This is a genomic window from Cronobacter condimenti 1330, assembly GCF_001277255.1.
GTDB lineage: Bacteria > Pseudomonadota > Gammaproteobacteria > Enterobacterales > Enterobacteriaceae > Cronobacter > Cronobacter condimenti.
Genome location: NZ_CP012264.1, coordinates 3,347,456 through 3,371,027, shown reverse-complemented (window position 1 = coordinate 3,371,027; position 23,572 = coordinate 3,347,456). Strand labels below are relative to the sequence as shown.

Below are 23,572 nucleotides of genomic sequence, written 5' to 3'. Positions count from 1 at the left end.
GCTTATCAGGAGATCCCAGGATGGAAAGACATTTCTTCGATGCGGTTTATCTTATCGTGGGCATCGCGATGTTATTTCTGTTATGCCGGGCAGCCTTATGGATACGCCAGTGTTTTATCGAGGCCGATATTATGAAAAACGGCATCGCCGCCAATGCCGATATCGTCTCGATCCACCGCGATAATCACCTGCACCGGTATAACGTAAAATGCGTCATGGTCGTCAGATTTAACACCCGCGACGGGCGAGAGGTGCAATCGCGCCTGGTTCAGGTGATGTCTGTCAGAGAATATAAACGTTTTGCCTCCGGCACTGGCGTGACCATTAAATATGCCGCCACCCGGCCGGAGCGTGTAGTGCTTTTCGATCGCCCACTGGTGTTGGGCGAGCCTTAAAACGTAATAAGGCGAGTTACTCACAACCTGCGTGGAATATGTTTTTGCTATCACCAAACCTGGCCATGCACTGGCTTGCCGTTTCAGGCACTACGAGGTTAACCGTGCGCACGGTATTGTCATACCGGCAAACCAACCAGAGCGGTAAATGCATTTTCTTGCCGTAATCCTGATACGTTTTCAGCGTCCAGACGATGTGCTTATCATTATCCGGCATTAGCTCACCCTGTTTTTCCGGCGGCCCCTGAAACAGACTGACGTCATTTAAACGGTGCGATAGTGCCGCATCCTGTAACACGTTCGGGCATGTTATTTTTTCGGCGCTGACAATGGCGGAAAGGCTAAGCAACGCTGTGTACAGCAATAATGGTTTATTCCATGACATAATTGTTATCTCCGTTGTTTTCTGCCCGGGGCGCATGCCGAAAAAAGTGTAGGCTGGCTGACGGCATTATATTGCGAAGCTGAGCGGGTTACGCGCCGACATTTCTCTTTTTATTTGTTACCTGAGGTTATTAACGCAGGTGGGAATTCTTTCAGGAATGCGCTTGCTTTGATGACAGGCAACGCTCGTCTCTCGCGACATATTCCATGGTCATCGGTTTACATTTTGTTCTGACCCGCTCTGCATGACCGGCGCAGGGCTCTATAAAAGGTTAACCTGCAAGGCAGGCGTGACCTCTTGTAATCAATAGTACGGTCGCTACCAGTCAGACAGACGACGCGGCAAAGCTCGCGGGAGTTTGAAATGAAACACGCTATCGTTGTTTCCTGACATATAACGCGTTATTAAGCACCGCATACAGTGTTCGGTTTCTGGCTGTGGTAGAGGCCGAACGGGCTAGAGAATAGTCTCTTGATCCGCTCTAATTTTAGGGTATCTAAAGGAAAACTCGTCCAATATAACTCCAATATAACAAGGTGTATTGCAGTGTTGTTCAGCACAGTAGTGTAAATGTAAGCGCTGGCCTCGAAACCTCCATGACGCTTTCTACCGTGCAAGAGAGCTCGCTATAATCGCGCATTAATGGATGGGCTTTCGGTAAATGGTGTCGAGTCAACATAAATAGCTATGCAGGATTGCTAATACTCCAGAGGTGCAGGTAGTCCGCAAAAAAGTATGTCTTAGTCATTTATTTTGAACGTTATAAAGCTGTTATGGTTTTTTGTTACAGTTTTTTCTGATGACGATTTTGTCTTTAACCTTGCATAATAGTAAAAAAATCTTTTGACGCGTTTAGGGATAAGGGAGTGTTCATGGGCAGTCAAAAAAAATTCAGGCCACATATTATCCGGATTGACTCCACTGTGGGGGAGTGCGGCGGCAACAAGCCTGAAGAGGTGTTATGGTTTCAGCAAACGCTCAGTGAGTCCGGCTATCAAGAACTCACCGGGCGAGATGTCAAAATTACTGGCAAGTGTGACAAAGATACAATTGACGGCATCCGTTGGTTTCAGAATATGCTCTCTATGAAGCCTACGGGTATGATCCATCCCGGAGACATCTGGCTTCAGGAGGCGATAAATAATGTTGTTTTACAGCCCTGGCGTAAAACTGTCGGGGCGGTACAGGTAAGTGTGCCTGAAGGCCAGGTTACCTTTGCTGCTGAAGGGAATGATTATGTCTTTCCGGATTATGCCCCCAAGAAAGCGCCTAAAAAAACGGGATTTTTTTCCCGGATACTGCATTGGCCTGGTGAGGTATCTGGGGTCACACCAGGGCGCGGTTATGACATGAAAATGCGGACTGCCGGCGAGATTTTCTCAACATTGCGAAGTATTGGTATAGAAGAATATCGCGCAGTGATTGCATCAAATGCTGCATAGCTTAGCGGAAGGCAGGCAAAGCTTTTTGTCAAAACCACATGGCAGTTATTTGGGGAGATAAGCTATGCTCAGCAAATTGAATTATTCAAGCGTTCTTATTTAGAGAAAAAGAATTACGCAAAGCACTTTTACGTCAAAACAGCAACAACAAAACCGAACGCACCATCATGGGATGATCTCGATCAGAAAATTAAAGATGTTCTTGTCGATATTTTTTATCAGGGCACACGATATCCAGCCAGCTTAGTCGAGGCTGCATTAGCTGGCAGAACAGCGCTTATAAAGTTCATTCGGGAAGATCCAGCCCTGATGCGTTATGAACCTTCAAGACAAAGAATCAGGTATTTACAATGAAAAAAATATTGATAACAATTATTTTAATGACCTTGATTCCGTCAGCTTACAGTACTGAGAAATTAGACATTACAGCTGGGCCGGAAATTGATAATTGTTGGCGTAATAATGCTGGCCGAGGAAAAGCGTCTGAATGCTTACACGCTCTTAGTGATAAAAGCAATAAAGATATGGACGAGTTAATTGCCAAAACAGTCAGGCAAATTAAGGAGAACAATAGTGGTCCCGTTTTCAAAGGTGAGGATCCTCAACAGACTATTGGTGACGTCTTCAGTAAGCTTTTCCTTGAATCGCAAAATTCCTGGAAGGAGTATCGTAAGAATCTCTGTTTAGGCGTTGGTTCGCAAATCGGGAAAGATGCCTACGACTACTGGCCTTATATTTATCAGTGCCAGATCAACCTAAATAAAAGGCATGTTGAAGAGATTAAAATGATTCATGCAGATGAACAGTAAAAGACTCATAAAGTTATTGCGGTTGTGTGCGAAGTGAATATTTATAGTTCAGCTGGTTTAAGGGACTTTAAGCCAGCTAATTAATTTATTTGATGGCATGATGTTATCGTAATAGTGGTTGGGGATATATGTTCCCCATCCAATAATACAAAGGAACGTCCGTCTCGGGCATTGAGCAGTCTGCATCGTCACAGGTAATCCAGGTACTTCTGAACGATTGATAATATTTTTTATATTGTGTCGATGACATCCCATTATTCACACTATGCCGATGCTTGCTTTATAAAAAATGTTGATGTAATCAAAAATATCGTGCGGTTTTCCTCCCGCGTTCCGTAGTTCTTTTGTTTATCTGTTCGTTTTTCAGTTGCAGAGACTCATTTACAGCGTAAGCCCGTCACCATCATACAACTAGTAATTAGTATCTTTAGGCTTGACGGCTTTGTTTTCTGTATCGGTTAACGGTTTAGTTTTCCTTGCCAGGGGGAGTCTCTATGAGTGTAGGCCCAACGAAAATAATAGAGCTTTCCGTTGAGCCGAGGCTGTTTTGATAACAGGCGGGCTGAAACAACACGCTCCTTAATGATTGGCTCCCTGGTCACGTACTCTGTTACGAGCCTCTTATCATCTTATTCTTTCCAGACATCCATCATCAGTGTTGGGTTGTTAAGAAGATTAGCCAGGAAGGTAGAAGCATCTACCTCATTAAGAATTATAAAGATCTCCTCTAGGCTGGATCTGAATTCCTTTAAAACCTGAGCAATCATGGAATGCCAAAAATAAGATTACCCTTATTTTTCATTGTTACAAGAGGAGTAGCATCGCACCATTTTGTATTGTGTTGATTTTTTTGGGGGTTATACAAGGGTTTATATGGGATGGAATAAAGAAGCGGCTGTCGATTATATAATCAAACATGCTATGGCTAAATCTCACTCTGAATGTGCAACATATACGCGACTGGCAATAGCCGCGGGGGGAATCAACCTTAAACGAGTGGGTGACGCAAAAACTATGGTGATTCTCTGCTAAAGGCAGGTTTTATCGCATTACCCCAATCAGCCGCACCTGAAAAAGGTGATGTGGCGATTATACAGCCCTATCCTGGAGGCAACATCAGCGGTCATATGACGATGTTTGATGGAAAAGTATGGTATTCGGATTTTAAACAAAGAGACATGTATCCGGGGCCAGGATATCGTAGGTATCACCCACCTTATGTTATTTACAGGAAACAATAATGCGTTTTCTCTTGACTTTGTTATTGGCAATTTATCTTCCTGTTGCCAGCGCAAACACTTAGACTGATATTCAGCAAGATATCACTCAGTTTTACACCTACTATTTGAATGAATTTGGTAAAACGCCTCCAGACGACCTTATCAAAACGAAAGCATTGCATCAGTGGGCATCCAAAAAACTACTCGCGCGCATGACCACTATTTATAATATGCCCGAGCAGGAGTTGCTTGGTTCGGATTATTTTACGTATTGCCAAGACTATGATCCGGAGTGGATAGGGCGCTTGAAGATTTCTCCTGCTACTCCTGATGGAACCAGTATGAAAATGGATGTCTGGTTGGGTATTGAAGACAACAAATCCAAGCATCTTCAGGTCTGGACTCGTAAGGAAGATGGCCGGTGGAAAATTTGGCGGGTAGTTGATAAAGGTAATAACTACGAACAAAAAGTCTACTGACACTCGACATGAAATAAGCCCGTCAGGTTTGTGCCGAGCGGGGCGCTTAAGCGCTTCGGTGACTGACCATGGTGACTATAAACCACGGTGCGGTTGCGATTAAAAGCTTGGTTTTTCTTGCCATGGGGAGTCTCCATGCGTTTAGGCCCAACGAAAACAATAGAGCTTTTCGTTGGGCCTATCAATGGGCCTAAAAGGTTCGGATTTAATTAGTTCTCTTCGGACTTCGCGGGACAAATTGAAGGCACAAAAAAGCCCGCAGGGCTTGCGCCGTGCGGGCTCTTAGGACTTCATCGGATGACTCTGGTAATCACCGATGGAGAATTTTGGTGGGCTGGCGGAGTCTGAATTGAGTTTGTAATGAATTGAATTTATTAAATTAATGTCTAATTCAACTTTTCGGTGGTGCCTAAGAAGGTGCCTAAAATTTTTACCATCTTCTTTTGATGAGAAATGAGTAATTGGTTTGCAGCACTTAGGGACTCGTAAGGCTTCGATCTTTGCTCATGATAAAATGAGAATTATTATCAATAGTGATTTGATTTTTTTTAAATGTCAGATGCGATGCCGTTGCTATTTCCGCTACAGTAGCGGAAATAGCAACACTGAGCAGCATGTACTTAGAAAAATTTAAGATCTGGGCAACAGCCCGATGCTCTTTTTGGCACGCAGAATATCCGTTGCGGTAATGAAGGGCGTTTGCTCTCGCCATGTAAATCCCTTGCGGTCGATACGAACCAGTTCGTACTTTTCGACCAGGAAATTAACCGCATCGGCGAGCGTTATTCCCGCATCGATATGCTCCTCAATGGTCGCGTCGTCGTGGAATGGCGTGTCGCTAAGTGTCAGGCCGTAATGGTGCTCCAGCAGATACGTTAACAGTTTCTGCCAGACCTGTACGGGCGACAGGTGTGACGAAACCGGCACCGTGGCCGGTACAGATGCAATGTGCATGAATTGAGTCCTGATAAAAGTAGAGAAGGTGTTACCTAGTTGCAGATGCCTGAGGATAAATAACGATGTAAACATAGCCGTGAGAGCCGAGAGTATCGGCCTCGCAGGTGAGTCCGTTATGATGCAACGTGACGCAATGCTGATGGCGCGGATTCAGTTCACCGGTTGTCAGCATCAATTCAAGCTGTTTCATCACTAGCGGAAATGCCTGATCCAGACGAAGAGCCTCCCCCTCGTTAAACGCACCGCTAATACCTGCACGGTCTGCCAGAAAATGCAGGCGACAGCCTTCCTGCACAAGCCTTGCACCGAAACACGGCGAGATGTCGCGCTTCAGTCCCCATGAATTTTGCATTTTTCTAATCCTTATTAAATGTCAGTTGGTGGTTATGCACATCAGGCGTGTATACGGACCGTGGTTGTCACGACGGCGTTCTGCATAAACCGCCAGCACACCGGAAATTTCCGCAACATCCTGACCGGTGTAATGACTGGCGCTGCCGTACCATTGGTATTTGCCCGTGCAGTAGCGAAAGATCCGGGAATTCGGATGCTGTCGCTGAATCGCCATCGCGGCTTTTTTATCGATGATTTTCATGGTTAGCCTCATAGCCAGCCACGTTCAGCAAAAGAAAGCACATCGATGCCAACAATAAGATGGTCCAGCACCCGCACCTCTACCATTGCCAGCGCTTTCACTAGATGTTGAGTGATATTTCGATCCTGTTTACTCGGTTCTGTCTCTCCGGATGGATGGTTATGGGCCAGAATCACAGCAGCAGCGTTATGTCGTAGTGCCAGTTTCACCACTTCGCGTGGATGGACTTCGGTATGGTTAATCGTGCCCGTAAAGAGCGTCTCGCATTCCAGAAGACGGTTATGATTATCGAGATATAAAACAAGAAAAACTTCGCGCTCCTGCAGGGCAAGACGCAGTTGCAGCCAGGTTTTCGTGAAGGTAGTAGAATTAAATTGTTCGCCAGGCTGGCGCTGATATTTTTCCAGTAAGCGGAGAGCATGACGAATAGTGCGTGCTTCAGTTACCGGAAGATCAGGAGGTAGATTTATCTCTGACATGACAGGGCCTTACAGGTAATAGTAAAAGTCGTTTATGAAGCAAGTTGAAGCATATTTTCAGCCATCACCCACAGAGCGCGATTGAGCTTTACATCTCCGTCGATACCTTTGACAGCACGGGTTTGAGCACGCTGACCTTTCGTCGTCCGTCCTGACAGTCCGCCTTTTATCAAGTTCTCCTGAATGCGTTGGTAAGTGGTCCACAGATCGTTGCTTTCATCCTGCCAGCGGCGCGGGGAAAGGATCTGCGATTCCGTCACCGGCTGATGCTCTTCACCAAAGCGATAGGTTAATGCCGCTTTCGCCATCGCCTGCTGTGCTGGTGACGGTAACAAAAGCGACTGCATGGCATCGCGCTTCTCTTCCACCCGGTCAAAAATCCCGAGCACTTCGTAAGCCCCTTCAATGACTTTCTCCACCACGTTGCCTTTATGCGGCACACGTACCTCACCAAAACTCTCACCGCAAATCAGCCCGTTCTGGCAAACTGCACGAAATAGCCCCGGCAACATCTGGTATGAGCTGGAGCCGTCATGGCTGTTAAGCAGAATAATTTCCGGTACTTGTTTGCCAGTAATCTGGCCTTCACGGCGCAGGCGCAGCATGTGTTTGGTGTGCTCTCGCTTACTCTGGTCGCGCACTCGGGTCTGGCAGGCAAAGAACGGCTGGAAACCTTCCTGTTTCAGGCTATCAAGCAGTGTGATTGTTGGAATGTAGGTGTAGCGGTCCGAGCGGGATTCGTGTTTGTTGGTACCAAATACACTGGGTACATGGGCCATCAACTCGTCATTTGTCAGTGGACGGTCGCGGCGAATCTGGTTAACTCGGCCAAAGCGACTGGCTAATTTCATGATAAAACTCCTTTTTGATTAATGGCATAAATTCAGAAAGGCCGCGCTTCCGGTGAAGAAGCGCGGCCTTTCTGCATTGATTTGGTATTGCAGGGGAAAACTCTTTGTTGTTGGGGGATGCAACAGCTAGCTAATGTCTGCTATGAGCGAAGAGCGGAAGTAGCTTATCGTGCGGCAATGATCACCCTACAGGGAAGCAAACCAGCAAAGGGATCTTATGCTGTGAGCTGTAGTTGGCTTTGGTAGATAAAGTACCAGTATGATCTTGGTTTTTTTGGTTGCATCAGTTGGTTCAGCTAGTTTAAATTGCTTTTAGAATCAAAAGCCCGTGATAAAAAATGAGACACTATCAAGTGTTTTTCAAATGACTTACATGAATAAGTAATGGAATTGTTATCAGTTCTTTCTGAACTGTTGACTGAGGCATGAAAATCGATGAAAAGGAATGAAAATGGCAAATAACTTATTAGTAGTTGACACACAAAGTGTCACAACTGTAGTGGACCAATTTAATACGTCACTTGCTGTCTACCTAACAAGTCTAGACTTGCCCACAAATAATGTTCTCGTAGAGAATTCAGAACGTCACAGAGTTATTTCAAATCTTCCCGATGTCATAAGTAACATGACGGCACAAACCCGGTCTGGGTCATTATATTTATCGAAATTCGTCGCGGCATGCGGCGCTGGTCTTTTTGATGCTGCTCTGAATTTCCTCTGGAATGAGACTGTAACCAATTTGAGATGGAAGGTTTCATTAAATGATATTGATTATTTTTACGACAGCATAATAACCGATCCTAAAAGACGAGATAAATTAAAATCCATTGATGATCTTGTAAAGGTTGAGGAGTGGGAATTAATTAGGGGATGTCACCTAACAGGTCTGCTTTCAGATTTAGGATTTAAACACTTAGATTACATTAGGGATATGCGAAATTGGGCAAGCGCAGCACACCCTAACCAGAATCAGCTAACTGGTTTTCAATTAGTTTCCTGGTTAGAAACATGTATAAAAGAAGTGATATCAAAGCAACCTGAACCTGCAGCCTTAAATGTAAATCGATTTCTGCTAAGCATCAAACAAGAGTCTTTAGATACGACTGCCATAGCCCATATCAAAACAGGCTTACAAACTCTACCTTTAGATGCTCTAAATTCTCTCCTGCGAACTATATTTGGAATGTATACAAATGATTCTGCATCGGTGCAAATTAAAAACAATATTAAAGGTATTGCAAATGATTGTTGGACCTTAGCATCTGATAGTGCGAAATATAACTGCGGCATTAAATACCAGTCATTTGCTACTAATGGCGAGAACTCTCGGCGTGATGCAGCAAACGAATTTTTGACTATTGTTAGTGGGTTGCCATATTTGCCTGCAGATACATTATCAGTTGAAATGTCGATAAAGATATATAATCTATATCAAGCTCACAGCGGATGGAATAATTTTCATAGTGAACCGCCTCATGCTTCAGCTTTGGCTGCATATATATCCAGCACCGGAATTATACCTGATGCAGTAAGAAAGGATTACGTCAAAACCATAATTATGTGTAAATTGGGCAATGGATACGGCGTTTCAAATGGGGCTGTATATTATTACGATCAGATGATTGCTAAGTTTGGTGACAACGAATTAAAAGAGTTTGTAAGACTTGTCTTAGATAGTGAATTTGCATCCAGAGTTTCTATAGCTAGATGTGCTGAGAGTTATAAAAATCTAGCTGCAACATTTACTTCTACTAATCAAGTTGTAATTCAAGCTCTGGGTTACATCGCAACAGCAACACTGCCTCAACTCCCTAATCTTGGAAAAGTTTCTGCTTATCAACGTTTGGTTAATTCATAGAGAAAAGCATAACAGTTAGGTAACGTACTTTTTTCAGCCGCCAACCCTGCCTTAGAGTGAGCGGCTGGATGCGTTTACTCATTTTCTAACACTATGGGTGAATCCGGCTCGATGATAAGAAGAGATATCTGAACGGCTATTTTTAGGTATCGTTCAGCTTCATCTTTTGTGAGTTCGAAATCTTTCAAATGACTCGCTTCATTTCGTAGCTTTCTCATCCTATCGACCAATATAGCGGTTGATTTATCAATTTTTCCTTCTCTTACTAACCATTCAATAAATAATAAAGGATTGATTCGTGGAATAGATGCTCCTTGAACAAAACCTGCTTTTCCTGCCGCTTCTTCAATTAGTAACCATGATTCCATAATTGCGGCCCTAGGCGATACATCCGCAATGCGCTCTAACTGCGACATACGTTTAGAAAACTCGATGCCTTCCTCATGTAGATCTTTTGATGCTTCAAGCAAGGGAGCTCCATTAGCTAACTCTTCCGCGGCTTTTAATCCTAAAGTAAATTCAGCTTCCGCATTTCCAAATTTTACTTTAGATAGCCGGAGAATTAGCTCTTTAACATCATTACCATATTTCTGAACAAACCATACAAAAGCTAATGGCCAAGCTAAAGCTGATACTAAATCTGCAACAGTAGACATCATTCTCCCTCATGTCCTCGATCTTTTCTTTAGCAGATTATACATTTTTGAAATAGATGAACAGGAGTTTAAGCAACTATTGAGGACTAACCTTAAGCATTGAATAGCAATATGTAAAACGTCCTCTTCTGGCACAAAGCAGTCAGACAAGCAGTGGTAGGATGCTAACATAATGAAATAATGAGATATATAGTATGGCGAATCCTTCATAAGGGGAGGGACCTTACGGGGGAGGGGTTTATAATGGCTATTAATACGCAGTATTAATACCTGATTTCTTTGATATTACGACTGATAGTACAACAGGGTCTGACAACAGATTGTCAGACCAGATATTGTTCAATCGAAACTAGTACTTCATCAGCCAGTCCCCCTGACTGGTGATGACGTTAATCTCCGCCACACTGCATGGGCCTTTAATGTAGACGGCAATCTCTTTCCCGTAAGGCAATGTTGAAGGTACCAGTGATACAGGCTTGCTGCCTGCGTAGACGGTGGGCATCTTCTGAATAGGGCAGTTACCTCGGTTAATGACAATATCCTTAATGGTGACGTTATCAGTCAGCGACTGAACATGAACACGCTGCTGATGTAGATTCGGGTAATACGGATTTTTAACCTGCTCAAGACCAATCCTGAGCGGGGCCTCTGCGGCGTGCAGTAGAGGTGAAATCATCAGTGCCACGGCGAGGGCACTCATTGTTGTTTTCATTATTTTTTCCTTATTTTTGTTGAAGCAATAAAGGCTCACATGCGTGTCAGACATCCTGACTTATCAAACTCAGGCAGAATCTTTGCGGCATTGCTGAAGGTGAAGGTGGCGGAGGGCAGCCCGGTCGCCGTTATATGGATACGATGGGATTTTCTGGCAGCATCCCAGAAGGCTTCGAAGTTACTGCCACCGGCATCAGAAAACGTGTCGTTAATCAGGAACGTATCGCCGCTGTCGACCTGTGCCTGAACGCTGCGCCCATCATCATTGCCGCTGGTGAGCGTTTTGCCATCAGGCGCGGAGTACTGCACGAACGCATTGTCATCCGGTGAACAGGTCAGCAGCAGTTCAGCGCCATCTTTCCCCTGTATGCGGTATTCCGTGACACCCTGAACCCAGGTTCTGGTCCACTGGTTTACAGTTGCATCAGCCTGTGTGGAGGCTAGAAGCATCAGTAAAAGTGTTATTTTTTTCATGGTTTTCCTTCTGTTGCAGTATCAGCCAGTACTTTTCGCAAGTACTGAAAGTGGGGTAAAGAACGAATAAAATGTGGATCGGTGGTCAGCGCATCAATTTGCCGCCTGCGCAGAAATTGCCTTTTCGTCAGACAGACATCTGCGATGCTTTCTAGTCGGAAGACATAAGCCTGCTGCTGGTATTCGCCCAGCAGATACCAGCTGTTTTCGAAATAAATCAGACGATAGGGGGCGAACCAGCGGTACTGTTCTGTATCCACGGTCAAGTCCAGTAAAGTACGGTCGAGGATCGCCTGTGTAATGCGCCAGAAACCACCAAAGGGTGTCGGTTTACGCCCTGGAGGCGAAAGCCAGACGATATAGGGCGACGGGATGCTACTGTCGGTCAGCACCGCTATCAGCTTGTTATCCATTGCCGGAAACAACTGCTCTATGCTGGTGGCACGGGCAAAGTGAAGGATCGCTCTGTTGGTGTGAATGCCGGAAAGAGGCTGGGCCAGTGACCAGTTTCCCTGTCGGTATGTCAGTTCCAGACAACTCAGACGCTCTCGAAAGTCTCGACGAAGGGTACGTTCAGAGATCTGAAACTCCAGAGACAACGCCTGTACCGATAATTGTTCCCCCATCAGCAGGCGACTGATGATGATCGCCAGCCGTGATGCCATGCGATCGTGTTGTTTTTCTTCCGCAGACATAGTGAAGGATTTCCGTTTGGTTACTGTGAGTGGTGCAGATACTTTTGACGTAGACAGGCGACCAGCAGGCAGGCCGGAACCGTGACACGTCGGGCTGGGCCTGCCATATCAACAACCAGCCAGCCAGTGCTCAGTGCCATACCAACCGGTCCCGCCAGGACGGCGATGGAGCGGCTCAGTGTCAGATAGGCCACCATCGGCAGAGAACGCCCAAGTACCACTCGTGCCAGCGTACTGAGCATCACTACTGATAGGCGATAGGCTGCAAAGCCCGAGGCCCGGACGGCAGTCCGTATGGCCATTAAAATCAGCGGTGCTGTCGGTACGGTCAGTTCAGTGCCCATACTGTCAGCAAACTCCTGCAACTCTTCGGCTGACATCTCACTGAGACTTTTTTCAAGTAACGCCAGCAGCAGGGAAAGCTCAATGGCCTCGGTTGTTTCCTCCTTCCGGTATTTCACACTCGTATGCTCACAGACATCGCATAACACCTCCCGGTACAACACGCCTTTTCCACCCCTGAACACACTGGTAATACTGCTGGCACCAAAGGTCTGGATTTCAGCGGCAATCTCCTGCCAGTAATTACGGTGCGCCGGGTAAAAACGTTTGTAGTTGTCGCTGCCGGACAGCGTTTCCGTCCAGCGCAGGGTTTTATCCCGTGGGTCATGGGTAATGAGGCTGACCAGTAAATCCAGGTCCTCATTCTCGCAACCCCCCAGGAATCGCAGGTCAGTATCTTCGCGATAAACGGCCATGTCCCCTCCATTAAGGTCTGTATCGTCAGGACAAAAACGATAACAAACCCGACTGCAAGGACGTGGCCGAAGCATCAGAAAAATCAGTGTGTTACTCTAAGAGAGCCGGACAGGTGATGTCCGAAAATGAAATACGGAAGATTATGCTGTGTAGGGTGGACTTGGTGGTGAAAGAAACAGACGAATGGCGAGTTGCCCAATCAGGCGGGTCACCAGCCAGGCTGCACCGCCGTTTATTACCCCGCCCACTAACGGAACCAGCAGACCTTCTTTCGGTAACAGGCCTCCGCCTTTCATCAGCAACTCACTGCGCACCGCAGTCAGCAACGCGCCTTCCGCTTCCGGTAGGGTTAATGCCTGGTTCATCAGGCGAGTGAGAATGCCACAGGCAATATCCGCACAGACATCACCGGCAACCGCCCCCCAGCATAGTAACCGTACTCGCGGATCAGCAGTGGAATGCCCGCCAGTAACCGCCACGGCTACACACAGGCGCATCTGAATAAACAGCGAAGAACAGACATCAGCAGTCACTGCCAGCGGCAATAGTGCACCACCAGTAAGGCTACAGACAAAACCCGAGCCACAAGCTTTAAGAGATTCACAGGCCACTAGGGATTCTGCGGCTTTAAATGCGCTCTCAGAAGAAGCCAAGTAGTTCTCTGCCAGCTCGTTTGCTGAGTCAGTAATAGCGGTGCCTTCAACGGCTAGGCCGTACATCTCATCAAACAGTTGACGTAGTATATTGATATCCAGATAACCTCCTTAACGACAACCTCTGTTGGTTGTCGTTAAGGTGATATGTGTCTGTATTTTTCTTATTTGAGTTTTTTTACTATATGTTTGGTAATTAACTGAATATTAGTCTTATCTATAAAATTCCGATAAGGCAGGAGAGAGCGTGATCCTGCCGGACTTCACTGCAGACGACATCTCACAGCCAACGCTAGCTTCTCCAGACAGAGCTGTTCGGTGAAGCAACCATGAGTGAACCAGCTAGGTTCTCACGGATGAACCAAGTTTTCCCAAACTGAAATAGGATAATCTTTTCCTGTTCGACTAGTACGGAGAGTAACTCATCTACTCTTTCCTTGTTTCTTAGGCGGTTTGGCCCTAATTGTAAAATACGGTTTTTTCTAAACATATACCTATATGACTTACGGCATTCATTTTGTATCCATGCAAAAAGCTCATTTAAATCCCTTTCAAAGGACTGATATTCATCAGGATGAACAAAAAGATCTGTGTATTGGTTACCGTACCAGTTGATGATGGCGATTGCAGCGTCAACAACTTCGGTAGATATATTGTTATCAAAACCACAAAAGTGATGGAGTAACGCGGCAACACGGGCCACGTTTTCCGCAACTTTAGATGCATAATCTCTGACGCTGACAAGATTACCGTCGCTACCTATCCTGCTCTCTATGTCATTATGAAATTCAATCCATAGATTTTCAGCTTCCGGAGAAAATGTCAGACCTTTGCGACTTTGCCCGTTATGGGCAAGACTTTCAGTAGCTATGTCCATCAGGCGGCGATGGAATACTGGCAGATATTCCCGTGAGATAACCGGTGATTCGATCAGACGGGTTCCCTGTGTAGATGTCGGTAAACAAATCAGGCTGCGGGCAAAGAAACCCACACCCTTAGCCTGTTCTCCCCGCCGTTCCAGATAGGCGGTGAACATCTCCGGTTGAACCATCAGCGACAGCGTCATTCGGGCATCGTGGATGGTGGCCTCGGGCTCATTTTTTCGATCAACGGTAAATTTTCCGCCGTCCCACATTTTATTGATAAAAGGCAGATCGTTCAGAGTGTGGCCGTTAAATATCGTTCCTGCCTCGTCCGACATAATACCCACCGATTTCCAGCGTTCTTTACACAGAAATTCTTTAATTGCGGCTGGAGTTGCGTCATTGAATGTCATTTTGTATTTTTCAGGGGGCTCCGGGAGTGATTTATGCGCGTCTTTGAGTGCTTTTTTTATCTCCAGTGTGTCTTCTTTACGCCTAACTTGTGCCCTCAACTCAGTATTCAGGGCTTTGATCTCTGTTTTTACCGCATTTAGCTCTATCAAATAGTCACTATATTTTTCCAAATAATCTTCGTTCAGCTGTTCTTCAAAACGTCTTAATGGCTCCATTAGCAGATTATCGACAGTAGTTTTACGCTCACCAGACCCTGCTAGCGTCAACAGAAAAAGTGATACCGGTCCACGAAGATTGCCTGGACGGATGACATCAATCTGACTTTGGCAAACAAGGGAAATAGTACCCAAGACAGATGCACCAATCAGAGGTATAGGGGCCTTTGTTATCTGGTGTACTTCATAAATTGTGCTTTTAATAAGTACTGGAAGCAGATCAACAGGAAAATCATCATACTTTTGCATTGTGCGCTTTCCATAGAGAAAAAATAAAAGAAAGTTGTCCTTATCAGTTGTGATGCCAAATCGCATCACAACTGATACAGAGGAATAAATCATCCCTCAAACCTGCGGGCAGCATTCCTCCAGCCATTTATCGATTTCAGATTCCATCCAGCCAACAGAGTGCATACCCAGGCGGCGCTGTTTAGGGAATGTTACGTCATAGCGTGGCGACTTCGGATTTAGCCAGTCATAGATTGTTGAGCGGCTGATTCCAATTTTTTTCACAAGGGCGCTGATGCGCAGAATTTTTACCGATGGGGTAATACAGGTCATTACGTCACCTCATTGTTTTAAATAGTTAATATTTTGTTTTCTTACCTAACACCGGTGTTTTTTGTGTACGGAGGGGATTGTAATGAAGTTCTTTAGTGTCTAAAATTTCAAGTTATGAGCTCCTTTTTTTGACACTAAAAATGCCAGCGACGACACCTATCCAAAAAGCAGCTTTTGATGTGATCGATACCCTTCACTTCACTCAGGTTGTGATGAGTGAGGTATGTAAAGATCCCATTGCAGAGTGGTATCCCCGTATTATCCTCAAAATCAACAATATGCTGCGAGAAGTCGGAATGACGGGAAAGCAGGCTGCGATAGCTAAGCACTATCTGCTGGAGGCACTGGAAATTTATCTATCTGTAGATGGCAAACTTTCTTCAGCCATTGCTGAGTATTCTGAACAGTCCGATACAAATACGCTTTTTGAAGAAGGGACTATTTATGACGAGAGTACTCAAACGGCGAGTAATTTTAGTCTTACAATGTTATACGCTGCTGCGGAGAACAATGGTGTGCAGGGTGAGTTCATTGATAGAGCTGTTGAAGAGTTGGTAAATGATCAAGATCTAGAATTATCAGCAACACCCTATCTCATTAGATATCGTCTTGTCGAATGCTGCTATGCATTGGAATATACAGAGGCCCCTCTTGCGTTTTATCGGGAGCTGGTAAGTCTTGGTATTATCTCATGTGGGAAATATTCTCTAAATATTGACACATATGCGAAAAAAAATGAGTCAGGGGTGTCGTTGTTGTTTCTCAGAGCATGTTTGCTTTTCGAGTTTAAGATACTTCAACGAGCGGTAGCGGTAATATTATCGCTAAAAAACAACAATACGATTGCGTTACCATCTCCTGACCCAAGAATGTCTGCCTTAGAGCAAAAAAATATTTCTGATTACTATAAAAGGTTAGTGGATGACTGGTTTATGGGGGAGGGGAGGCAATCTTTTGTGAGTTTTCAATGCAAAGGCGATATTTCGATTAAGGATGTAGAGGTTTTTCTTGGGAATATAAATAAATATTATCTTCATAAACGTATGTTTAGCGGAACCCAAGGCAGTTGGCTGGGAACGCTGGGGGCATTTGATATTGCATGCGAACATGATGAAGAACCTGAGGTGGCCATTTATTATGAGGAAGATAATAGTCGGACTATTTCAGAAGAAATAAGATTGAAGTATTTGAGGTATGGTTTTAGTGTATCAGCCCGGAGCCTATATCTTCGGTATAAATCTGTAAAAAAAGAACGTTACTCCCAAGTGAAGTATTATTGCTTTCTTTTGTTGAATCAAAATTTCATAACTCCTTGGCATCTTGATAAGAATAAATATTACGATATGGCCTTGAGTTTCGATAGTACAGAGATTAGCGAATGAAAGTTCCAATAAAGAAGAAGTAGCAGGTATGGTGCTAGCATCTGCCGATATGTACCATATCAACGGTAATCGGTACGCCATCCTTGGCTTTCTAGGTAAGCATGGATATTCGCTTTGGGCGAAGAATAGACGTTTGCGCCCATTGTGGTCATTAACTATATGAATTCAATAATGATTATTAAAGGCACCTCAAAAACATTAGGCAGCCTGAATTTCTCTCATTGATCAACCATGTCCTAATCCGAAAGGTTAAAATATCCCCATAAAAAGCCTTATTGCGATGAACTAATCATCTGCATTCTCCGCTAAGGACGGTTAGAAAAGATCCGCCTGTTCTTGTACTGAGGATGTATCCAGATAGATATTGTTTATATTTTTACCTTACCCAACCAGCCTGGAAAGTTGTGGATCGTTGCGCAAGCGAACGCACCATTTCGCCACTGATGAAAGTTCGGTTTCAGGCTTAGTAAGACAGAGTATGTCACGTGCTGCGGCCTTCACTTGCTCACGGGCAACCGCAGAAGTTCGAGTACTAGCCAGTGCCTGAAAATACTTATTTATCAGCTTTGTAGTTCTTTGCCAGACCTTACGACGTTCCTCTGCCAACGCTTGATGTTCGGAGAGTTTTAAGCGGTCTACGGTACGTCTAACCCTGATATTATCCCAACGAGAAATACCTGGTGCAGGCACCGCTTTCCCTTCTTCGTCAAAAGCGAGTAATGTAACGTCATAAGCATTTGTAGGATCTATGAAGTGCGGAATCTCATCTCCTTCACAGCGGTGCGCATAACTTGAACATGGTGAGCCATAGCGGAGAGGGAACCACGCGCCCTTCTTTCTATTAGGTACAGTGCCAGCAATGCGGAAGTTCATATAGTCGAAGGCCAACCACCAGTACCCATCTCGTTCGGGTCCCTTAACATTACGAGAAGCCTTCTTCGGGCGAAAATGTTCCACGTCTAAATGCGAAGCAATATCTCGCGCTTCAGTAAACCAGCATTTTCCATCCGATAGTGCAAGAAGCCATGGTTTCAACTTTCCCCAGTGGCCACTTTGCTTATCAATCAATTCATTACGTTCTTTGATTTGGCCTGCCTCATTGAGCTTGGCAAGCTCACCAATCAAGCGAACAGACTCTTTCTGCCAAGCGTTCCAATCAGCCTCGCTCCAGCGAACATCAGGATGCAAATCCATATCCGTTGGAAGCTTATTTTCCAAGTCGATGAAGATCATTGTCCATCATCCTCACGTAAAATCTCATCGATGATTGAGTCGGCAATTGTATCCTGCTCAGCTTGTTCCTCCGGCGTAAGAACTGGTTTGTGGAACTTAGTGTGTTTGGCCATTCGTCGTACAAACTTAGCATAGAAAGGGTCTTTGAAATCTGCATTTGAAAAGCCTAAGTCTGCCAATTCTGAACTCAAACGGCGTAGTTCATCATCTTGTTCATGAGTTCTTTCATCGAGAGCAAAAAGTTCATTACGGCGAAACAAGCGGCGCTCGGTTTCGATATCCAATGTGGATGACAATCCAAACAGCTCACTTTTAAGCAACCCGGTTACACCCATTCCTTGCGGATGTTCATCAGGGCTATCGACAAGCGTAGTATTACCATCGCGACGCAGTATATGTACCTGTTCACGCTTCAGACTGCCAACCATCATTGGGTCATGGGTTGTAATGAGTATTTGGGATTCGCTCTGTAGTAGAGCTGTATCATCCGAGCTGAGTACACCTTCTATATCGTCGAAGTAGCGCAATTTCCAGATCGGATTCAGATGGGTGTCGGGTTCGTCAAGCAGGAACAAGCAATTATCGTCTCGGGCGATCCGCATCAAACCGAGCACGGTGAGCATTTGTAATTCTCCTTCAGAAAGGTGAGTAAAGCTTACCTTACCACCATGTTCATCACGCTTTTTAACCACAATACGTATTTCATCGATCAGATCACCAATATAGGCTCCTTCAGCGTAACGAAAGAAACTGTCAGTGCTGCCGATCGACTCTCCCAATTGTTTAAGCTTCTCTTGGCTTGAGACAAACAAGTACAGTTGATTTTGCTTCTCTGTGCGACCACGAAAATCAATATGTTTAGTCGTCTCCTGTTCAATGGGGGCCCAAGCCACCTTCCAGAGTTTGTCAAGAAACTCGCTGACCACATTACTGCGAGCGTACCAAAAGCGTGGGTCACCTTCATTCAGTTCCTGCACTTCGAACTTGCCATTGCGGCGTTTTTCACGCAGCCGGTGCGGCTCTTTCAAAACGAATAGAGCGGATTCTAACGATTCGATGTGGAGGTTCTTTAGTACCTTTTGAAACACAGGGTCGTCCGACAGCAGACAAGCCAGAAGTACCAGTTGGCTGTGTCCACCACGACAATAGAATAGGCGTCGCAGACGATCATCGCCCACATGTTTCAGCCGCACTTCACGGCGGCGTTTGGCCTCTTCAATCGCACGAATATCCGCGTCGGTGCCAGTAAAGTTTTCCAGAAGCTGTTCGGACAGGACTTCGTTAGTGGTGATTTCCTGGCGCTGATTAAAGCGTCGCTCATGTTCATGAAACAGAGCTTCAATACGCTCATTGCGACCTGAGTAATAAGCAAAAATATGTGCTGGCAGTAACTGGCGGTTTTTGAGCAAAAAGCCCTGTGATGCTGCTTTATCATCTACCCATACATAGGGGCGTTTCTGCTTGGCAGAATCGGCTTCAATACGCACAACATGGCCGTGGATACTGTATTCCAGTGTATAATTGAAGGCTGCTTCACGATCGAGATCGACATCACGGAAGATGGTGATCAGCCCCTCAATCAGATTGGATTTGCCAGTGCCATTTTGGCCAATCAGCACGTGACTTCGAATGGGTTTGGGCAGTGCATTTATCGCACTTCCCGAAGGCTGTAGGTGGGTATCGAAAGCTATGTCTAGATCACGCAGATTGCGGAAGGCTGGGATACGAATGCGAAGCAGTTGCATATCAAGCACCCACCGTGTTATCTGGTTTTTCACGAACTTCGGCAGGAGTCGGTTCCTTAATCCAGCCGTTGGCCACTTCAGTTTTCAGTTGTGCATAGAAGGCATCAATCTCACCGTTGAATCGCTGCCATAAATCCTTGGCGTTCATTTCACCATTATGACGGGCCAGAATGGTGGCAAGCGGGGCTTGATCTTTGATGTCGGGCGCTGCGCCCAAACGTAGTAAGGAGATCAGCTCGGTTTGAGGGGCTTTCATGGGTTCCTCTTCATGTTCAATTGCGATTCCGGTGAGACTCGCGATGGTACTTGCCGCAAGTTGTGTGCTCAGTTTAATGCGAGAAGCTGCCTGCTTTTCTAATGAGTCGCAATATTGAAGCAAGCGACTTAAGGTAGATAAAATTCGCTCCTGCACTCTCAGAGAAGGGAGAGGAATCGGTAATTCATGGATAACTTGGCGTGATACATTGCGCATCGAGTCACTAGTGCCAGTTGCTCGTTCCTTGTAGTAAAAACGAGCAACTTCCGAGTTGTTGACCAAATTTACCCAAGGTTTCAGATCATTGTCGAGGAAATTCAGACGGACAATTTTATCGCTCATTAAGAGCTTCTTTGGGCAGCCATCAGGCACGCAAACACTGCGCGCAACTAATTCGGCGGTATTTGCACGGGATAGAATGAAATCGCCAGGCTTTACTTCGCACTCAGTTCTAGCCTCAAGCGATAGCGGAAGGCGTTTGTTCTCGTTCGGATCGAAAACTCCCCATGTCACGGCACTAACTTTAAGCACCCCCCATTCACCTTCACGGCGAGGTTCTGCTTCACATTTGGGACTCCATCCTGATTCTGAATCAGACAACAAATCTTCTAACAGAACCCAGCGCCATCCATTTGGCAGTGAAAATAATTCGTCCGGTTGAATAGATTTTGCGAATCGTTTGCCTGACTTCTTTCTCCCTAATTCAGCCAAATAGACATCAACTGTTGATTCGTTGGTTGGCCCGCTGTAAGTATCAAGTACACCACGAATAGCAAGTTCTGAAGACAGTTTTCTGAGTTCGGCAATATCCTCTGGTGTACGAAACAGCCACCCAAAGTTGTCTGCAAGGAGCATCCAGTTGGTTTGCAGTTCCTGCGCGCTGTTGGCCCTGGCAATAGCCTGCAGGATTGATTGACGCAATGCGTTTTGAAGTTTACGACGACATTGCAACTGCTCTTCAAACTTGTCGCACAAGGCCATCAGCTCATCGACTTTGGCGACGATGCGAGACTGTTCGTTATCGTTCGGAACCCTAAGCTTCACGGACGAAAGCTCCGACTTGCCTATGACTCCTTGTGCTGAACCACGCGAACCACTGCGAAGTTGTAACGTAAACGACATCAACATGTAGTATAAGTATTTGGTTTTCAATCCATCGCGGGGGCGAATCGCCGCTACACTTCGACCAATCGCGCAGTCAATCGCAAGATTTAGTTTCCCAACTGTTGCACCAACTACGCAAATTAATACGTCACCTTGCTTGGCAAACCTCAGTGGCTTTGTTGTCCATTCACGAACAATTGGATAGAGCTCACCGAACTCACCGGTCTTGACAAATATTGTCCCTTTGCCCGTTGTATTGCATTCATTTCCAGGGGGGGCCTGACCCATTACAAAGTCGGCCACTTTGTCTAAGTGAGTTTTTTCTATAAGCTCGCAGTCTGGAATCAACTTGCCATCAGATGCAAGGGAAAAAATTAGTTCACGTAGTCGTGTTACACCACCTGGTGCATTAGCAATATGTCCAAATTCAGCCAAAAATTGTTTCGCGTCCATCAAACATCCTCACCAGAAAAATGATGAGCCAAGGCTGCGGCTAATTCGCTTTTGAGCTGATTTTCTGTTTCTTCAATCTCTCCCAACAACTTCTTGTATTTAATCAAAAGTTCTTCAGGATCAATGGATTCCTCTTCTGGTACATTAGGGTTTTTAAGGTCAAGATTAAAAATTGGCCAATAGTGGCCATCACCAACCGCTTGGGCATCACGTGCTTTTAAGCGTAGGCCCTCACTTTCATAGCGTAAAATTTCAATATCATCTTCAACAGCTTGACGCTGGATTTTATCGCTGACACCTTTAATAGAATCGCGCAAATCACGGATGCGGCAATCCAATTCTCTAGCTTTGTTGTTGAGCATTTCTGCGAGTTGCCAATGCGGTTGCGCATCAGTTTCAGCCTGCTCACGTTTGGCTTTGAAATCCACCTTCCAAGCGAATTCGTTTTCTACCCGGTCGGCAAAATCGTTGGCCTCGCTACCCCACCAATTTCGCTCGGATTCAAATTCTTCTAGCCGGATGGGCTTGGTTTTGGAGTAGCTTTTGTAACCTGGTGGATAGGGGTGCTCGTAAAACCAGATGGTATCGGTGTGGAAGTATTCAGTGCCATTGTCCACCGAGTTGCCTTTGGTGAAAAACAGAAGGTTGGTCTTGATGGTAGTATACGGCGCAAAAACACCTTTCGGTAAGCGGATGATGGTATGCAATTTGCAGTCGCGCAGTAGTAGTTTTTTCAGCGTGCTTTTGATGCCATCGCCAAATAAAAATCCATCCGGTAATACCACTGCGGCGCGACCATTTTCCTTCAGTAGCTTTTTAATGATGAGCGCCATAAACATGTCGGCGGTTTCACGGGTACGCAGGTCTGCAGGATAGTCGCTGCCCACTCCATCATCTTCATACCCACCGAATGGGGGATTGGTAATGATACAGTCAACCTTATCGTTGTCACCCCATTCATTCCAACTGGTACCTAATGTGTTTTTGTGCTCGATCTGGCTAGGCACATCAATACCATGCAATAGCATATTGGTGGTGCAGAGCAGGTGCGGCAACTGCTTCTTTTCTATGCCGAGGATCAGTTTTTCAATAGCTAGCTTGTCCTCAGGATGCGATGATTTCATTATCGCGAGTTGATTGCGGAAGTGGTCTATTGCGGCGGTCAAGAAGCCGCCTGTTCCACAGGCTGGGTCCATGACTGTCTCACGCTTGTCTAGGCGTGGGTTGACTCTATCCGCCATAAAGGCCGTGATAGCACGCGGCGTATAAAATTCCCCAGCATTACCTGCGCCACGCAGGTCATTGAGCATTTGCTCGTACACATCACCAATATTGGCGCGGATGGTAAAATCGTGAAAATTGATAGCCTCTTCTAACTTCTCGATCACAGCCAGCATTTGCGGGCCGGATTTCATATAGTTATTAGCATCCTCAAAAACACTACGGATCACTTTGTGCCGGGGGCTCTTATTGGCATCAATTTCTTTAAGAGTCGGGAATAACTCGTTGTTAACGAAATTGATCAGTTCACTACCGATGATCTGTGGTTTCTTTTTGCCGTCAACATCTGCTTTATAGGCAGCCCAGTTACGCCAGCGATACTTTTCTGGCAAAGGGGATTTATACGCTGGGTCGCTTTCCTCCCATTCCTCTTCTCGTTGATCGAACACTTTGAGGAACAGCATCCATGTTAGCTGACCAAGACGCTGTGCGTCTCCGTCGACGCCATCATCCTTGCGCATGATATCCTGAATGGATTTAATTGTGCTGCTGAGATTCATCTTACTATTCGCTTGTCGAGGGCCTATTATTTAATCAAGCCTGTTTTGGTTCAACGATTTTGTAGAACGCCTGTTCCAGTATGGCTTGGGGGCTGCTCTACACTACCAAAAATGCCCCGCAGGATTTGTATTTTACTATTAAAT

The 23,572-nt window shown here is 45.5% G+C and carries 24 protein-coding genes and 2 pseudogenes; 7 read left to right on the top strand and 19 right to left on the bottom strand.

The genetic code is table 11. The annotated features are described in order from the left end of the window. Window positions 1-20: 20 nt before the first annotated feature. A complete protein-coding gene (locus AFK62_RS15335) occupies window positions 21-395 on the top strand; it encodes a DUF3592 domain-containing protein (RefSeq protein WP_007681607.1) in 375 nt (124 codons plus the stop codon). Between the two features lie 16 nt (window positions 396-411). On the opposite strand, the gene AFK62_RS15330 is transcribed toward AFK62_RS15335, so the two are convergent. After that, window positions 412-780: an STY0301 family protein gene (locus AFK62_RS15330; RefSeq protein WP_007681606.1), complete on the bottom strand. Its 369-nt coding sequence runs from the start codon at window positions 778-780 to the stop codon at window positions 412-414. Window positions 781-1,652: 872 nt separating this feature from the next. Here AFK62_RS15330 and AFK62_RS22710 point away from each other — a divergent pair. Together AFK62_RS22710 and AFK62_RS21910 are read left to right on the top strand one after the other, a co-directional pair. Continuing rightward, on the top strand, window positions 1,653-2,222 hold the full coding sequence (locus tag AFK62_RS22710) for a peptidoglycan-binding protein (RefSeq protein ID WP_053532014.1): 570 nt from the start codon (window positions 1,653-1,655) through the stop codon (window positions 2,220-2,222). A 350-nt stretch (window positions 2,223-2,572) separates the two neighbouring features. Beyond that, on the top strand, window positions 2,573-3,031 hold the full coding sequence (locus AFK62_RS21910) for a lysozyme inhibitor LprI family protein (RefSeq protein ID WP_050555061.1): 459 nt from the start codon (window positions 2,573-2,575) through the stop codon (window positions 3,029-3,031). 414 nt (window positions 3,032-3,445) lie between these two features. On the opposite strand, the pseudogene AFK62_RS21500 reads toward AFK62_RS21910, so the two are convergent. Beyond that, window positions 3,446-3,514, bottom strand: a pseudogene (locus tag AFK62_RS21500) (integrase arm-type DNA-binding domain-containing protein); the annotation flags it as partial. Window positions 3,515-3,904: 390 nt separating this feature from the next. Between AFK62_RS21500 and AFK62_RS22910 the strand changes: the two are divergent. Beyond that, window positions 3,905-4,272 (top strand): annotated as a pseudogene (locus tag AFK62_RS22910) (hypothetical protein). Between the two features lie 68 nt (window positions 4,273-4,340). Further along, entirely contained in the window at window positions 4,341-4,730 is a 390-nt protein-coding gene (locus AFK62_RS21490; RefSeq protein ID WP_226991959.1) for a DUF3828 domain-containing protein, read from the top strand. A 630-nt stretch (window positions 4,731-5,360) separates the two neighbouring features. Here AFK62_RS21490 and AFK62_RS15315 read toward each other — a convergent pair. From AFK62_RS15315 to AFK62_RS15295, 5 genes are read right to left on the bottom strand one after another with little or no spacing between them, the layout of a single operon-like run. Next, a complete protein-coding gene (locus AFK62_RS15315) occupies window positions 5,361-5,684 on the bottom strand; it encodes a TA system toxin CbtA family protein (protein WP_007665155.1) in 324 nt (107 codons plus the stop codon). 31 nt (window positions 5,685-5,715) lie between these two features. Then, on the bottom strand, window positions 5,716-6,039 hold the full coding sequence (locus AFK62_RS15310; protein WP_007665153.1) for a type IV toxin-antitoxin system YeeU family antitoxin: 324 nt from the start codon (window positions 6,037-6,039) through the stop codon (window positions 5,716-5,718). Between the two features lie 21 nt (window positions 6,040-6,060). Then, window positions 6,061-6,282: a DUF987 family protein gene (locus tag AFK62_RS15305; protein ID WP_007665151.1), complete on the bottom strand. Its 222-nt coding sequence runs from the start codon at window positions 6,280-6,282 to the stop codon at window positions 6,061-6,063. A gap of 8 nt (window positions 6,283-6,290) precedes the next feature. Then, entirely contained in the window at window positions 6,291-6,761 is a 471-nt protein-coding gene (gene radC / locus AFK62_RS15300; RefSeq protein ID WP_007665150.1) for a RadC family protein, read from the bottom strand. Window positions 6,762-6,793: 32 nt separating this feature from the next. Beyond that, the gene (locus tag AFK62_RS15295) at window positions 6,794-7,612 is read right to left on the bottom strand and encodes a DUF932 domain-containing protein (protein ID WP_007665148.1); all 819 of its coding nucleotides are present in this window, start codon (window positions 7,610-7,612) and stop codon (window positions 6,794-6,796) included. Between the two features lie 451 nt (window positions 7,613-8,063). On the opposite strand from AFK62_RS15295, the gene AFK62_RS21485 reads away from it, so the two are divergent. Further along, window positions 8,064-9,470: a hypothetical protein gene (locus AFK62_RS21485; RefSeq protein WP_007665146.1), complete on the top strand. Its 1,407-nt coding sequence runs from the start codon at window positions 8,064-8,066 to the stop codon at window positions 9,468-9,470. Window positions 9,471-9,544: 74 nt separating this feature from the next. Here the strand turns inward: AFK62_RS21485 and AFK62_RS15290 are convergent, their stop codons facing one another. From AFK62_RS15290 to AFK62_RS15255, 8 genes are all read right to left on the bottom strand, one after another. Beyond that, entirely contained in the window at window positions 9,545-10,129 is a 585-nt protein-coding gene (locus tag AFK62_RS15290) for a DUF4145 domain-containing protein (protein WP_226991864.1), read from the bottom strand. Between the two features lie 346 nt (window positions 10,130-10,475). Then, window positions 10,476-10,838 carry a hypothetical protein gene (locus tag AFK62_RS15285; RefSeq protein WP_007665145.1) on the bottom strand — a complete coding sequence of 121 codons (363 nt, stop codon included), beginning with the start codon at window positions 10,836-10,838 and terminating at the stop codon, window positions 10,476-10,478. Between the two features lie 35 nt (window positions 10,839-10,873). Beyond that, entirely contained in the window at window positions 10,874-11,314 is a 441-nt protein-coding gene (locus AFK62_RS15280) for a hypothetical protein (RefSeq protein ID WP_007665141.1), read from the bottom strand. Then, window positions 11,311-12,009 (bottom strand): helix-turn-helix transcriptional regulator, encoded by a 699-nt coding sequence (locus AFK62_RS15275; protein WP_007665138.1) that lies wholly within the window; start codon window positions 12,007-12,009, stop codon window positions 11,311-11,313. Before AFK62_RS15275 ends, AFK62_RS15280 begins: the two co-directional genes overlap by 4 nt. 20 nt (window positions 12,010-12,029) lie before the next feature. Beyond that, a complete protein-coding gene (locus tag AFK62_RS15270) occupies window positions 12,030-12,767 on the bottom strand; it encodes a DUF3944 domain-containing protein (RefSeq protein WP_007665136.1) in 738 nt (245 codons plus the stop codon). A 141-nt stretch (window positions 12,768-12,908) separates the two neighbouring features. Further along, complete coding sequence (locus AFK62_RS22285) at window positions 12,909-13,487, bottom strand: hypothetical protein (protein ID WP_144420970.1); 579 nt, start codon at window positions 13,485-13,487, stop codon at window positions 12,909-12,911. 226 nt (window positions 13,488-13,713) lie between these two features. Continuing rightward, window positions 13,714-15,162: a YfjI family protein gene (locus AFK62_RS15260; RefSeq protein WP_007665131.1), complete on the bottom strand. Its 1,449-nt coding sequence runs from the start codon at window positions 15,160-15,162 to the stop codon at window positions 13,714-13,716. 96 nt (window positions 15,163-15,258) lie between these two features. Continuing rightward, the gene (locus AFK62_RS15255; protein WP_007678426.1) at window positions 15,259-15,474 is read right to left on the bottom strand and encodes an AlpA family phage regulatory protein; all 216 of its coding nucleotides are present in this window, start codon (window positions 15,472-15,474) and stop codon (window positions 15,259-15,261) included. A gap of 95 nt (window positions 15,475-15,569) precedes the next feature. Here AFK62_RS15255 and AFK62_RS15250 point away from each other — a divergent pair, with 95 nt between their 5' ends. Further along, complete coding sequence (locus AFK62_RS15250) at window positions 15,570-16,856, top strand: hypothetical protein (protein ID WP_235509459.1); 1,287 nt, start codon at window positions 15,570-15,572, stop codon at window positions 16,854-16,856. Window positions 16,857-17,237: 381 nt separating this feature from the next. Here AFK62_RS15250 and AFK62_RS15245 read toward each other — a convergent pair whose 3' ends face one another. Genes AFK62_RS15245 through AFK62_RS15230 form a run of 4 tightly spaced genes read right to left on the bottom strand, consistent with a single transcriptional unit; the run spans window position 17,238 to window position 23,428 of the window. Beyond that, window positions 17,238-18,089, bottom strand: a complete 852-nt coding sequence (locus tag AFK62_RS15245; RefSeq protein WP_032984772.1) for a hypothetical protein — start codon at window positions 18,087-18,089, stop codon at window positions 17,238-17,240. Continuing rightward, window positions 18,086-19,834 carry an AAA family ATPase gene (locus AFK62_RS15240; protein WP_007678432.1) on the bottom strand — a complete coding sequence of 583 codons (1,749 nt, stop codon included), beginning with the start codon at window positions 19,832-19,834 and terminating at the stop codon, window positions 18,086-18,088. The genes AFK62_RS15245 and AFK62_RS15240 overlap by 4 nt, the downstream gene beginning before the upstream one ends. A gap of 1 nt (window position 19,835) precedes the next feature. Further along, window positions 19,836-21,647: a restriction endonuclease subunit S gene (locus AFK62_RS15235; protein WP_007678435.1), complete on the bottom strand. Its 1,812-nt coding sequence runs from the start codon at window positions 21,645-21,647 to the stop codon at window positions 19,836-19,838. Further along, window positions 21,647-23,428 (bottom strand): class I SAM-dependent DNA methyltransferase, encoded by a 1,782-nt coding sequence (locus tag AFK62_RS15230; protein WP_007678436.1) that lies wholly within the window; start codon window positions 23,426-23,428, stop codon window positions 21,647-21,649. Before AFK62_RS15230 ends, AFK62_RS15235 begins: the two co-directional genes overlap by 1 nt. Window positions 23,429-23,572: the final 144 nt, after the last annotated feature.